14 protein-coding genes are annotated in these 12,221 nt (G+C 73.3%); 2 read left to right on the top strand and 12 right to left on the bottom strand.

Going from position 1 to position 12,221, the window contains the following annotated elements; all coding sequences use genetic code 11:
* Nucleotides 1–161: 161 nt before the first annotated feature.
* From G443_RS10690 to G443_RS10710, 5 genes are all read right to left on the bottom strand, one after another.
* A complete protein-coding gene (locus G443_RS10690) occupies nt 162–1,232 on the bottom strand; it encodes a peptidoglycan recognition protein family protein (protein WP_051313787.1) in 1,071 nt (356 codons plus the stop codon).
* Between the two features lie 204 nt (nt 1,233–1,436).
* Nucleotides 1,437–2,813, bottom strand: a complete 1,377-nt coding sequence (locus G443_RS10695; RefSeq protein WP_026418243.1) for a class II 3-deoxy-7-phosphoheptulonate synthase — start codon at nt 2,811–2,813, stop codon at nt 1,437–1,439.
* 192 nt (nt 2,814–3,005) lie between these two features.
* Complete coding sequence (locus tag G443_RS10700) at nt 3,006–4,031, bottom strand: 6-phosphofructokinase (RefSeq protein WP_026418242.1); 1,026 nt, start codon at nt 4,029–4,031, stop codon at nt 3,006–3,008.
* A gap of 328 nt (nt 4,032–4,359) precedes the next feature.
* Nucleotides 4,360–4,875 carry a polyadenylate-specific 3'-exoribonuclease AS gene (locus G443_RS10705; protein WP_026418241.1) on the bottom strand — a complete coding sequence of 172 codons (516 nt, stop codon included), beginning with the start codon at nt 4,873–4,875 and terminating at the stop codon, nt 4,360–4,362.
* A 140-nt stretch (nt 4,876–5,015) separates the two neighbouring features.
* The gene (locus G443_RS10710) at nt 5,016–5,765 is read right to left on the bottom strand and encodes a lysophospholipid acyltransferase family protein (protein WP_026418240.1); all 750 of its coding nucleotides are present in this window, start codon (nt 5,763–5,765) and stop codon (nt 5,016–5,018) included.
* 177 nt (nt 5,766–5,942) lie between these two features.
* On the opposite strand from G443_RS10710, the gene G443_RS10715 reads away from it, so the two are divergent.
* Together G443_RS10715 and G443_RS10720 are read left to right on the top strand one after the other, a co-directional pair.
* The gene (locus G443_RS10715) at nt 5,943–6,713 is read left to right on the top strand and encodes an alpha/beta hydrolase (protein ID WP_026418239.1); all 771 of its coding nucleotides are present in this window, start codon (nt 5,943–5,945) and stop codon (nt 6,711–6,713) included.
* Nucleotides 6,710–7,222, top strand: a complete 513-nt coding sequence (locus G443_RS10720) for a hypothetical protein (protein ID WP_026418238.1) — start codon at nt 6,710–6,712, stop codon at nt 7,220–7,222. Before G443_RS10715 ends, G443_RS10720 begins: the two co-directional genes overlap by 4 nt.
* A 245-nt stretch (nt 7,223–7,467) precedes the next feature.
* On the opposite strand, the gene G443_RS10725 is transcribed toward G443_RS10720, so the two are convergent.
* From G443_RS10725 to G443_RS10750, 7 genes are all read right to left on the bottom strand, one after another.
* Nucleotides 7,468–8,445 carry an ROK family protein gene (locus G443_RS10725; RefSeq protein ID WP_081715361.1) on the bottom strand — a complete coding sequence of 326 codons (978 nt, stop codon included), beginning with the start codon at nt 8,443–8,445 and terminating at the stop codon, nt 7,468–7,470.
* The gene (locus G443_RS10730; protein ID WP_051313785.1) at nt 8,439–9,017 is read right to left on the bottom strand and encodes a hypothetical protein; all 579 of its coding nucleotides are present in this window, start codon (nt 9,015–9,017) and stop codon (nt 8,439–8,441) included. Before G443_RS10730 ends, G443_RS10725 begins: the two co-directional genes overlap by 7 nt.
* Nucleotides 9,018–9,020: 3 nt before the next feature.
* On the bottom strand, nt 9,021–9,626 hold the full coding sequence (locus tag G443_RS25445; RefSeq protein ID WP_308208848.1) for an ArsA family ATPase: 606 nt from the start codon (nt 9,624–9,626) through the stop codon (nt 9,021–9,023).
* A complete protein-coding gene (locus tag G443_RS25450) occupies nt 9,542–10,216 on the bottom strand; it encodes an ArsA family ATPase (protein WP_308208849.1) in 675 nt (224 codons plus the stop codon). Before G443_RS25450 ends, G443_RS25445 begins: the two co-directional genes overlap by 85 nt.
* A gap of 54 nt (nt 10,217–10,270) precedes the next feature.
* Nucleotides 10,271–10,711 carry an SRPBCC family protein gene (locus G443_RS10740; RefSeq protein ID WP_026418236.1) on the bottom strand — a complete coding sequence of 147 codons (441 nt, stop codon included), beginning with the start codon at nt 10,709–10,711 and terminating at the stop codon, nt 10,271–10,273.
* Between the two features lie 28 nt (nt 10,712–10,739).
* Nucleotides 10,740–11,528, bottom strand: coding sequence for a metallophosphoesterase family protein (locus G443_RS10745; protein WP_026418235.1), 789 nt, complete (start codon nt 11,526–11,528; stop codon nt 10,740–10,742).
* Nucleotides 11,529–11,612: 84 nt separating this feature from the next.
* Nucleotides 11,613–12,041: a hypothetical protein gene (locus tag G443_RS10750; RefSeq protein WP_035291800.1), complete on the bottom strand. Its 429-nt coding sequence runs from the start codon at nt 12,039–12,041 to the stop codon at nt 11,613–11,615.
* Nucleotides 12,042–12,221 lie beyond the last annotated feature (180 nt).

Genomic DNA, 12,221 nt, shown 5'->3' on the forward strand with positions numbered 1-12,221 from the left:
GGGGACCCGGCCCCCGGCCGGGGGACCGAACTCGGCGCCGTTCGGGCGTGGTCGGGTCTGGCCGTGCCCGTCGGCGGGATCGGGCACGCCGGTCCAGGACTCGCCGGAGGGGACTCGGCGGGCGGAAGGGCGCGCCGGGCGGGAGCTCCCGCGCGGCGGTCTCAGGCCTCGGCGACCAGGCGGCGCAACTCGTCGAAGCTCGGGAGGAAGGCATCTCCCGGGCACTGCGTCACCTTCCAGTCACGGTGACCCGAGATCACCGGCATCCCGCGCACCGCGCCGGTCACCGGGTCCGTCCAGTTCGTGGTGCCCAGCGGGTCCAACGCGCACCAGGAGCACAGGGCGGCGAGCACCCGCACGAGGCTGTCGACGGCGTCGCGCGCGGGAGCCGAGGCGGAGAAGTCCCCGACCAGGCAGACCCCGACGTTGCCCCTGTTGTAGCTGGCGACGTGGCCCGCCGTCACCGCCAGGGGCGCGCCGAGCTGGGGGTCCCGGTCGAAGACGGGGAAGCCGTCGGTACCGGACACCCGTCCCTCGTAGATCCGGCCCTTCGGGTCGATCAACAGGTGGTAGCCGATGTCGCCCCACCCGTTGCTGACGGCGTGCAGCCGGTAGACGTGCCGGATGTCGGCGGCGTGGTCGGCGGAGGGCGCGATGGCGGTGTGGTGCACGGTGAGCACCTGCGGGCGGGTGAACTCCTGCTGCCACAGTTCCTCCCCGCCGGCGCCGAACCGCAGGCTCTCGTCCGCTCCCCACCCGGCACGGCTGACCACGCCCAGGCTCGGGCCCGCCTCCCCGGACAGCGTCAGGTCCTCGACCGGATCGTCACGCCCCTCGACGCCACCCTCGAAGGCCAGCACCGTCGCGGCGTGGTGACCGGCGGGCAACCGCACCTCCACCGACCGGGTCGTCGGGGGCACCGCCACCAGCGTGGAGGTGCGGGGTGGCAGCTCGTCCCGCCCGTCCTCCACCACGGCCAGCTGGCGCCAGTCCCCCGAGGGGAGCGGGCGAACGGCCCCGGCGTCCGTGCCGGTCAACGGCCTGTCGAAGAGCAGGCCCACCCGGCTCGTGCCCTCGGTGAGGGGCACCCGCTGCCCGTCACCCACCCCGGCCAGGGCCGTGGGTGGTGGGGCCGCGTCCCCACCGGTGGCGCCCAGGGCACGCGGTACCCCCAGCGCCATCGCGCCCGCTCCGAGCAGCACACCGGTCAGCAGATCACGTCGTGTGGCCATGACTCTCCTCAGGACGGCGTTCGTCCGGGCGAGCAGTCCCGAACCCCGGGTATCAGAGTCAACGACGAGCGGCGGGCTCCCGCAAACGCGCCACGACGGGCTTAGACACGAAAGAGGGATGGGACGTCGGTCCGTGTCGGACCGACGTGCCCACCCCTCGCGGTGCCGCGCCGGCGTCCGCACCGCCGGCGCCAGGGCACGGGATCAGGCGCGCAGCATCTCGGCGATCAGGAACGCGAGTTCCAGTGACTGCTGGGTGTTCAGGCGCGGGTCGCACGCCGTCTCGTACCGGCCCGCCAGGTCGGAGTCGGAGATGTCCTGGGCACCGCCCAGGCATTCCGTCACGTCCTCGCCGGTCAGCTCGATGTGGACGCCCCCGGGGTAGGTGCCCAGCGCGCGGTGCACCTCGAAGAAGCCCTGCACCTCGTCGACCACCCGATCGAAGTGCCGGGTCTTGTACCCGGTCACGGACTCGACGGTGTTGCCGTGCATCGGGTCGCACTGCCAGATCACCTGGTGACCGGTGGCGGTGACCTTCTCCACGATCGCGGGCAGCACCTCCCGCACCTTCGTGCTGCCCATCCTGCTGATCAGGGTGAGCCGGCCGGGCTGGTTCTCCGGGTCGAGCCGCTCCACGTACTCGACCGCCATCTCCGGCGTGGTGGACGGCCCGATCTTGAGGCCGATCGGGTTCGCCAGCAGCTCGGCCAGGGCGATGTGCGCGCCGTCGAGCTGCCGGGTGCGCTCACCGATCCAGAGGAAGTGGGAGGACAGGTCGTAGAGCTTGCCGTTGTCCAGCCGGAGCAACGCCCGCTCGTAGTCCAGCAGGAGCGCCTCGTGGCTGGAGAACACCTCCACCGTGTGCAGGTTGGTGTCCCGGACGCCGCAGGCGGACATGAACCGGAGTCCCCGGTCGATCTCGCCGGCCAGCGCCTCGTAGCGCTCGCCGGCCGGGGAGTTCAGCACGAAGTCCTTGTTCCAGTCGTGCACCCGGTGCAGGTCACCCATTCCGGCGGAGGTGAGGGCGCGGACCAGGTTCATCGTCGCCCCGGCGTTGGCGTAGGCGCGGATCATCCTGGACGGGTCGGGTACCCGGGCCTCGGGCGTGGCCCGGAGCGAGTTGACGATGTCACCCCGGTAGGAGGGCAGGCCCAACGCGTCGGTCGGCGAGGACCTGGGCTTGGCGTACTGGCCGGCGATGCGGCCGACCTTCACGACCGGCAGGCTCGCGCCGTAGGTGAGGACGACGGCCATCTGCAGCAGGGTGCGGATGTTGGCCTTGATGTGTGGTTCGGTGTTGTCCGCGAAGGTCTCGGCGCAGTCGCCGCCCTGGAGCAGGAACGCCTCGCCCCTGGCCACCTCGGCCAGGCGCTGGTGCAACAGGTCGACCTCGGCGGCAACCGTGATGGGCGGCACACTCTCCAGCACCGCCCGCACCTGGCGGACGGCCTCGGGATCCGGCCACTCCGGCTGCTGGGCGGCCGGCCTGGCCAACGCGGCGTCCAGCTGGTCGCGCAGCTCGGCCGACAGCGGCGGGAGCTCGGGCAGGGTCTCCACCGGCACGTCAACGGTCCAATTCACGGCAGCCAGCTTAGCGGCTACCGACGGTGGCCCGTCCGGACCGAGACGGCGGTGGGGGGAACGGTCGGTGAGCCCGGCCACGCCCAACCGGCCCGGGAGGCACCACGAGCACGGGCGGAAGCCGGACGACCACGTCGCCTCTCCCACCCGTGCTCGGCGATACCACCCGAAAGGGCTAGTTGCCCTTCAGGATCAGCCGAAGAACACCTCGGCCTCGGCGTAGCGCTCCGAGGGCACCGTCTTCAGGCTCTCGGTCGCCTCAGACAGCTTCACCCTGACGATGTCGGTCCCGCGCAGCGCGACCATCACGCCGAACTCGCCGTCGGTGGCGGCGTCCACCGCCTGGAGGCCGAACCGGGTGGCGAGCACCCGGTCGTAGGCCGTCGGGGTGCCGCCGCGCTGGACGTGGCCCAGCACGACCGCCCGGGACTCCTTACCGGTCCTGGCCGCGATCTCGTCGGCCAACCAGGTACCGACGCCGCCGAGCCGGACGTGCCCGAAGGCGTCCTTCTCGCCGGTCTGGAGCACCTCGGCGCCGCCCTCGGGCATCGCGCCCTCGGCGACCACGATGATGGGCGCGTACTCCCGCTCGAAGCGGCGCTCGACCCAGCCGACGACCTGGTCGACGTTGAACGGCTTCTCCGGCACCAGGATGACGTTGGCCCCGCCGGCGAGCCCCGAGTGCAGGGCGATCCACCCGGCGTGCCGGCCCATCACCTCGACGACGAGCGCCCGGTGGTGGGACTCGGCCGTGGTGCGGAGCCGGTCGATCGCCTCGGTCGCGATGTGCACGGCGGTGTCGAAACCGAAGGTGTAATCCGTGGCGTTCAGGTCGTTGTCGATCGTCTTCGGCACGCCGACCACGCCCACACCGTCGTCGGTGAGCTTCTTGGCGACCCCGAGGGTGTCCTCGCCCCCGATGGCGATCAACGCGTCCACCCCCTCCTCGGCCAGGGTGCGCTTGATCGCCTCGACGCCGCCGTCGACCTTGTAGGGGTTGGTCCTGGACGACCCGAGGATGGTGCCGCCCCTCGTGAGGATGTCCTCGACCTCGTCCAGCCCGAGCGGTTTGGTCAGCCCCTCGATCGGACCCTTCCACCCGTTGCGGAAGCCCACGAAGTCGTGCCCGTGGACCTCGACGCCCTTGCGGACGACGGCCCGGATGACCGCGTTCAGGCCCGGACAGTCGCCGCCTCCGGTGAGCACCCCGATGCGCATTTGCTCGACTCGCCTCCCTTGAAGACCCGGCGACGGGCCCGCCCGGTCTCCTGCTCGAACGCCCGTCGCCGGAAGCTGTGCGGCCACGCTGCTACCGCGTGGCTGACATCACTACGGGAGAGAGACTGCCATGCGCTGGATCGGTGCAGCAACGGGGCTTGGGGATCTTCCCGGTCCCCGCCGACGTCCTCGGGGCCCACCGGGGCCGCAACGGGGACACCGCCCGCTCCCGGGCGGCGAGCCGGGACGCCCGCCTCCCAGGGCGGGGACGGCGGTGTCGGGCGGTGCCTGGTCGGTTTCGGACCGTCAGGGGTGGGCCGGGGCTCGGTCAGCTCGCGCGGCGGCCCACGAACGAACGCCACCGCTCGTCGATGACCCGCCACCGCTCCCGGTTGTGCCGGGCGTCGGCGAGGGCGTCGTGCGCGTCGTCCGGGGGTGCGGGCAGCCGGGGACGGCCGACGTCCTCCCACCGCTGCCGCAGGTCCCTCGTGAAACGGGGGAGCTGAGGGGGCAGGGCCGGCATCGCACCCCAGAGCTGGGCGAGGACGACGTGGTCGTAGGCCGCGTACCAGGCCCACAGCTCCACCTCACCCGGCCCGGACTCCGGGCCGGTCAGGAACTCCAGCAGCTCGGCCCGGATGCGGGAGCGGTCGCGCCACACCGGGCTGGCGGGAGGCGGCAGCTTCGACAGGACGTTGTTCCGGACCCAGGTACCGGCCCGTCCTGGGTCGAACTCGGTGGAGACGGCGTAGAACTCACGACCGTTCTCATCGACCACCCCGATCGACACCAGGTCGATGGTGACCCCGTCCTCGATGAACTCGCAGTCGTAGAAGTACCGCACCCGCCCACCCTAGGCGGGCCCTTACCCGATCGGGGCGAGGGGGCGGAGACGCCCGGGCCCCCTCGAACGCCGGGTTCGGGGTCCACCCCGAGGCGTGGAGGGGGCCGGGGACGTCCGCCCGCGCACCAGCGGCGGGCTGGTCAGCTCGCCTTCGACTGGGGGAGCCTGTCGACCTCGGTCGCGGGGACGCGGGGCGGAACCGGGAGCGTGCCGCTGGCCAGCTCCTCCTTCGCCTTGGTCGCGTAGATGTCCACGTACTCCTGCCCCGACAGCTCCATGAGCGCGTACATGATCTCGTCGGTGATGGCCCGTTCGACGAACCGGTCACCCGCCAGTCCGTCGTACCGGGAGAAGTCGAGGGGCTTCCCGACCTTGATGCGGATCGGGTGCGGCCGCCACATCTTGGAGCCGATGGGGTTGGCCTTGTCGGTGCCGAAGACCACGACCGGGATGACCGGGACCTTCGCCTCCAACGCCATCCTGGCCACACCGGTCTTGCCCTTGTACAGGCGCCCGTCGGGTGACCGGGTGCCCTCCGGGTAGACCCCGAGCAACTTCCCCTCGTTGAGCAGGCGCACCGCGGTGTCCAGGGCCGCCTGCGCGGCCGAACCACCGGAACGGTCGACGGGCACCTGGCCGACTCCGGTGAAGAACACCTTCTTCAGCCACCCCTTGACGCCCTTCCCCGTGAAGTACTCCCGCTTGGCGAGGAAGGTGACCCGTCTCGGTACCCGGAGGGGCATGAAGAAGGAGTCGGCCACCGCGACGTGGTTGCCGGCCAGGATGGCGCCGCCGGTGCGGGGGATGTTCTCCGCGCCCTCGATGCGCGGCCAGAAGAACAACCGCATCAGCGGGCCCATGAAGATATTCTTCATCAGCCAGTACATCACTGTGGCTTGCGCCTCCCTCAGCTACGAACCCGGAACCCCCTCGGCGACCGGGAACCGGCGGCCGGAGCAAGCACCAGCGTAGCCAGTCGGGCCGCGACGCACCCCCCGCCAGTGGCCCGTCCCGCGTGCGACGATGTGCCGGGTGCGCCCGTGACCGATCTCCCGGAGGAGGCCGCAGTGCCCGTGCTGCCCGGCGCCGAACCGTTCGAACACGACGGCTCGGCCGACGTCGGTGTCCTGCTGTGCCACGGCCTGACCGGTTCCCCGCACAGCCTCCGCCCCTGGGGCGAACGGTTGGCGGCCGAGGACTACTCGGTGCGCTGCCCCCGGTTGCCCGGTCACGGCACCCACTGGCGGGAGGTCGCCAGGACGCGCTGGCAGGACTGGTACGAGTGCGTCGAACGGTCCCTGGACGAGTTGCGGGATCGCTGCCGCACCGTGTTCGTGGCCGGCCTGTCGATGGGCGGCACGCTGGCCCTGCGGCTGGCGGAGCTCCGCCAGTCCGACATCGCGGGGCTCATGCTGGTCAACCCGTCGGTGATGACCCGGCGCCGGCTCGCGGCCCTCACCCCCTGGTTGGCGCACGTCATGCCCACGACCCGGGGTATCGCGGGCGGCATCGCCAAACCGGGGGTGCGCGAGGTGGGCTACGACCGCCTGCCGCTGCGGTCGGTGGCCACCCTCGCCGAGCTGTGGCGGCTCGTCCGCGCGGACCTCGGCAGAGTTCGGCAACCCGTCCTACTGTTCCACTCAGTGGTCGACGAGGTCGTCGAACCGGTCAACTCGCGAATCGTGCTTGACTCGGTGCGGAGCACCGACGTCACCGACGTCGTGCTGACCGACAGCGGCCACGTGGCCACCCTCGACTACGACGCGGACATCATCTTCAACCGGAGTGTCGACTTCGTGCGGCGGGTGCACGCAGCTCAGGCAGGAGACCGGCCATGACCCGAAGCCCGGGTGGGGCGGACAACCCGGAGGACATCGACGCGGCGTTCGCCGAGATCATCGAGGGGCTGCGCCGGGACACCGGTGGCAGCCCACCCTGGCCAGGGGAGGAGGACGGCCGCCAGCGCCGCCGGGACGCCACCTCGGACGAGGAGGAGCGGGAACGCGAACGCCGCGATCGGGAGGACCGGGAGGAGTCCGCCGCGGCAGCGCTCGCCGAGGAGGAACGGGAACGGGCCGCTCGCCAGGCGGCGGAGGAGGACGAGGGGCACTTCGAGCCCCCCGAACCGCCGCCGCTGCCCCGCCCGAAGCGGAGCACGGTGGGGGCGCTCGCCCTGATGGGCCTGGGCCTGTTGCTGCTGATCTTCCCCTCGCTGCTCGGCCTGAGCCGGGATGTGGCGCTGCCCCTCGGGCTGCTGGTGATCAGCGGAGCGGTCGGGCTGCTCCTGCTCAAACTGCGGCAGGGACCGCCCCCGGACTCGGGCTGGGACGACGGGGCCCGGCTCTGAGGCTCCGGGCTCCACGACCACGGAGCCGGTCGACCACGGAGCCGGTCGTCGGTAGGCCGCATGCCGAGATCATCGGGCGCCCTCGGCCCACGCCTCCCGTGCCGCGCTGACCGACCTGCCGAACCGGGCCCTCCAGGGGCGCGCCTCCCGGCCGGGACGACGGTGGCACCCGGCACGTACCGGTCCGGCCGGGTGCGGCTGCCCGGCGGAGGTGCGCACGGGGACCACCCCCGGACCCGCCCGGCTCACCGGGTCGGAGCCGCCCTGAGGGTGCTCTCCCGCCCCACCAGGTCGTCGCGGGCCAGCTCGGCCGCTCCCACGATGCCTCCCCGACCACCCAGGGCGCTCACCCCGACGCTGGCCAGCGGGCGGTGCCCGGTCCCGGTCGCCGCGCGGGTGTAGTGGTCGACCGCCGAGGCCAGGTACAGCTCGGACGACGCGGCGACACCCCCGCCGAGGACGATCAGTTCCGGGTCGAGGACGTCCGACACCAGGGCGAGGCCTCGTCCGAGCCACCCGGCGAACTCGTCGAGCCCGGCCGCCCCCAACGGGTCACCGGCGACGGCGGCCTCGGCCACCCCCTCGCCGGTCAGTTCCCGCCCGGCCGCGAGTTCGGCCGCGAGACCGGAACCGGGCCACGACCGGTCGGTGGCCAGCTCGACGACGGTGTCCACGAGTGCGGTACCGCTGCAGTAGCGCTCCCAGCACCCGGTCTTGCCGCACGGGCAGGGGCGCCCACCCGGCACCAGGGAGAGGTGCCCGAGCTCGGGGGCGACGCCGTGCGCTCCCCGGTAGAGCCGCCCGTCGACCAGCAGCGCGGCCCCGATACCCGTGCCGACCGCGACCATCGCGACGACCCCTCGGTCCCGGGCCGAGCCGAAGCGGTACTCGGCCAGTGCCGCCGCGTTGACGTCGTGCTCCAACACGACGGGGGTCCCCAGGGCGACGGACAGCCGGTCCCCCACCGCCGCCCCCTGCCACGGGAGGTGCGGGGAGAAGCGCACGAGGCGGCGGTCCTCGCTGATGAACCCGGCCACGGCGAGTCCCACGGCGGAGACGGGGTGCCGTTCGCCCAGCTCGCGCACCACCCGGACCACCGCGGCGTCCAGCTCCGCCTCGGTCCGGGGAGTCGGGGTGGTCGCGAGGTCCACCACCCGGCCCGTCGGGTTGACCACGCCCGCGCGGATGCTGGTACCCCCGATGTCGATACCGACGGTCAGCACCCGTCCTCCCAGCGGACGGCGATGGGGCGCACGCGTGGCGCGTCCGCCGGCGGGGAGGGGCTGGGAGCGACCGGGTCGCCCGCCGTCGCCTCGTCGGGACGCGGAACGGCGCCACTGGTCCACGCCGACTCGGGCACCGGGTCGGCGTGGTCGACGTCCAGGACGTCCTCGTGCCCGTCCGGTGCCGCTGGCGGGTCCTCGCGGTCCCGCCCGCCCGTCGACGGTTCCTGGGCGGTTCGGTCCCCGGTCCGGTTCTCCCGGGCACCGGCCGTCGCGCCCGGGGCCGGGCTGGTCTCGTCCAGCGCGCTCCGCACCACCGCGAGCAGACCGAGCAGCTGGTCGGCCACCTTCACCCCGAGATCGGGGCGGTCCCCGCGCACCAGCCCGGAAACGGCGCAGACCGGGCACCCCACGCAGGAGGGGCCGTGCCGCTCCCCCTCCTCCGCGCGCCCGCGCAGCTGAGCGGCCCAGGGTTCCGCCCGCCGGTGGACGGTGTCGAGGAGCTGCCCGAGCTCGTCGAGGAGCCGCCTGCCAGCCTCCGGAAGACCGTCGTCCGGCCGTGGGTCACTCATCTCTCACCGCATCCACAGTCGGGGGTCGGGGCGGAAACGCACGGTCAGCCCACCGGGCCCCGCCGAGGCCGACACCACCTGGCAGCGCCGCAGCACCGATGGCAGGTCGACGAGCCGACGACGACCATCGACGGTGACCACCAGCTCGTCTCCGACCCTCGCGAGGTCCAGCGCCGCCTCGGCGGCGAGGGGAACGGCGAGGCGGAGCAGGTAGTCCCCCTCGTCATCCTCACGCCACACCGAGATCAGCCTGGTCGGTGGAGCGCCGGCCAGCGGGTCGTCCGCCCCGTACAGGGCGAGCGCCAGCTCACCCAGTCTGGGCAGGCCGACCGGCTCGTCGGCGACGTGCGGCACCACCCGCACCGGTACGTCCGTCGACTCGCGCACCTCGGTCAGGACCGCCTCCTGCTCGGCACGCCGCCGCCGCAACCAGTCGGCGGCCGTTCCGGTCTCGTCGCCGACGTCGGGCACGAGCCGGTTCACGACGACACCGTCGACGCGCACCCCCTGGAGGGCCAGTGCCGTCAGTGTCCGACGGGTCTCGGCCGCGACCACCCGCTCCGGGGTGAGCACGAGCCGCACGCTCGTCCGTTCCTGGTCGAGCAGCAACTCCCGCAGTTCGGCGAGCCGGTCGGCCAGCGCCCCCAGCTCGCGCCCGAGGCTGTCCCAGCGCTCCAGGCCGCCACCCGCGAGTCCGCCGAGCAGCCCCGGACGGCTCGGCGGTGCGCCGGGAACAGCCGCTCGAGGTACCCGGCCAGCGCCTCCGGCAGGGCGACCAGCCGGAGGGTCTCCGCCGTCGGCGCGCAGTCCACCACGACGGTGTCCCACGGACCGGAGGCGGCCAGCCTCGCGACCTCGGTCAACGCCAGGATCTCCTCCACCCCGGGCAGGACGGTCAGCTCCTCGGCGTCGAACTCGTCGAGGCCGGCACCGGAGAGCAGGGTCCGCAGGTGCTCGCGCAGTCCGGCCCACGCACCGTCGACCAGCGAGCGGGTCTCGATGTGGGCGGCGGAGAGGCCGTCGTCGAGTTCGGCCACCCCGTCCCCGACCGGGACGCCCAGCGCGTCACCGAGCGAGTGGGCCGGGTCGGTCGACACCACCAGCACCTTGCCGCCGAGCGCGGCGAGGCGGGCGGCGCTGGCCGCGGCGAGGGTGGTCTTGCCCACCCCGCCCTTGCCGGTGAACAGCAGGAGTCGCACGGGGACCTCGTCAGGGAAGAAGGAGCGGGTGGGTGCCGGGGGGCCGGGCCGCGGTCAGTCCCGGCCCTCCACGCGGCGCCTGAGCCCCTTGAGGGCGGTGTCCATCACGACACGTTCGGCCTTCCGCTTGAACAGCCCGATCATGGGGATGGTCAGGTCGACGGCGAGCGTGTAGACGACCTCCGTCCCACCGGGCACCGCCCGCAGCTGGTAGCTCCCGCGCTGCGACTTCTGGGTCTGCCCCTCCACCAGCTCCCAGCTGACGGACAGGCCGTCGGCCGCCCAGTCGTACTGGAGGACGTAGGTGTCCTTCACGATCCCGGCGTCCAGGGTGAACCGGACCCGCTCGGCTCGCCCGTCGTCCCGGGCGGCCAGGACACTGGTCTCCTTCAGCCCACCGGCCCACTCCGGGTACGCCGCGAAGTCGGCGATCACCGCCATGACCTCGGCTGGCGCCGCCTCGATGTGGATGGACTGGGTGGACTGGTCGGCCATGCTCGGCAGGTTACCGTGCCAGCCGAGGTCACCAGTGCAAGACGTAGGGGCTGGCCGTGCGCTGGAAGTGCCCCACGTTGACGCAGTCGGTGACGCCGATGCGCGCCCTGGCGGACCACGGTTGGTGCACGTGGCCGAACAGCGCCCACCGGGCCCGCTGGGCGCGGATCCGGTCCAGCAGCCCCTCCGAACCGATCTCGACGCGGCGCGCCACGACGTCGTAGCAGAGTTCGTCGAGCGCGGGGGGCACGTGGGTGCACCAGACGTCCACCTCGCCCAGGGCGTCGAGGGCGAGGGCGAAGTCCTCGGGGGTGCGCAGGTAGGCACGCCAGGGGGCCGGCCCCGTCAGTGGCGGGACCCCGGGGGGCAGCACCGCGCCGCCGGCGAACCCGAACCGCAGTCCGCCGAGGTCCACGCTCTGCCCGTCGAGCATCACCAGGCCCTCCCTGGCGTACTCGGGCCAGAGACGGGGGGAGTCGACGTTGCCCGGGGTCGCGTAGGTGGGCGCGTCCAGCGCGCCGAAGAGCACGTCGTACTGCTCCCGGACCAGCTCGTCGACCGACCCCGCCGGGTCGGCCAGCTCCCCCCACAGCGAACGGACGTAGGCGGCGGCCCGGCGCCCGTCCTCACGCCGCAGGCGCGCGAACGTCCGGACCCGGTCCGGTCCGAAGAGGCGGCCCAGCACGCCACGCTCGTGGTCGTGGTAGTCGACGATGTCGAGCAGATCACCGAGCACGACCACCGCGTCGGCCCCCGCACTCGCCCTGGCGAGTGCCTCGGCGTTGCCGTGTACGTCCGAAACCACGTGAACCCGCACGCCCCGAAGGTACCCACTGGCTGGTCGGGTGACCCCGGGATGTCGTCGACCCTCGGTGTCCCGGCGGTGGGAACGCCCCCGCGTTCAGCCCCGCTCCCGCTGGGCGCCGCCCCCGGTCCGGCGGGCCGGGTCGACCCCGGGCGGCCGGGTGCCGTCGAGCTCACCGCGTACGGCGAGGGCCACCGCGCGCCCCCGGGTCCGCCACCGGTTCCGGGCGACGGCGTGCGCCAGTGGGAGCAGTGCGGTGGGCCACCAGGACGGCACCACCGGGTCGGCCCGCAGGAAGTAGTGCAGCACGGTGCCGTCGAGCACGGGTTCCAGCCACACCTCCATCGTGCCGACCAACGGCCCGTCGACCCGCCACCGCACCCCCTCCGCCCCCCTGTCCTCCTCCACCCGCAGCAGGAGACCGGGCCACCAACCGGCCCAGCGCCGCTCGTCACCGAGCGTCGAGGCGGCCACCTCGGGCGGCACGGCGAGGAAGGTGTCGTCGGCGATATCGACCACGGGCATAGTCGGACAGCGTGGCAGAAGCGGGCCCGGTGCGGGGTTCGCCCCGGCATCGGCCCTCCTCGGCGGAACGGCAGAATGGCCGTGCGGCCCACCCGCCGGACGAGGTGACCTCGGTCGGAGCGGGGAACCGGGCGAGCCGACTCCCGTCGGGTCGCGGTTGACGGGCGAGAGCACGAGCCC

This window comes from Actinoalloteichus caeruleus DSM 43889 (genome assembly GCF_000429185.2).
Lineage (GTDB): Bacteria > Actinomycetota > Actinomycetes > Mycobacteriales > Pseudonocardiaceae > Actinoalloteichus_B > Actinoalloteichus_B caeruleus.

Coding starts and splice junctions, on each gene's coding strand:
- G443_RS10750 (WP_035291800.1), bottom strand. CDS start 12,041: ATGCCCGTGGTCGATATCGCCGACGACACCTTCCTCGCCGTGCCGCCC.
- G443_RS10720 (WP_026418238.1), top strand. CDS start 6,710: ATGACCCGAAGCCCGGGTGGGGCGGACAACCCGGAGGACATCGACGCG.
- G443_RS10730 (WP_051313785.1), bottom strand. CDS start 9,017: ATGAGTGACCCACGGCCGGACGACGGTCTTCCGGAGGCTGGCAGGCGG.
- G443_RS10740 (WP_026418236.1), bottom strand. CDS start 10,711: ATGGCCGACCAGTCCACCCAGTCCATCCACATCGAGGCGGCGCCAGCC.
- G443_RS10700 (WP_026418242.1), bottom strand. CDS start 4,031: ATGCGCATCGGGGTGCTCACCGGAGGCGGCGACTGTCCGGGCCTGAAC.
- G443_RS10690 (WP_051313787.1), bottom strand. CDS start 1,232: ATGGCCACACGACGTGATCTGCTGACCGGTGTGCTGCTCGGAGCGGGC.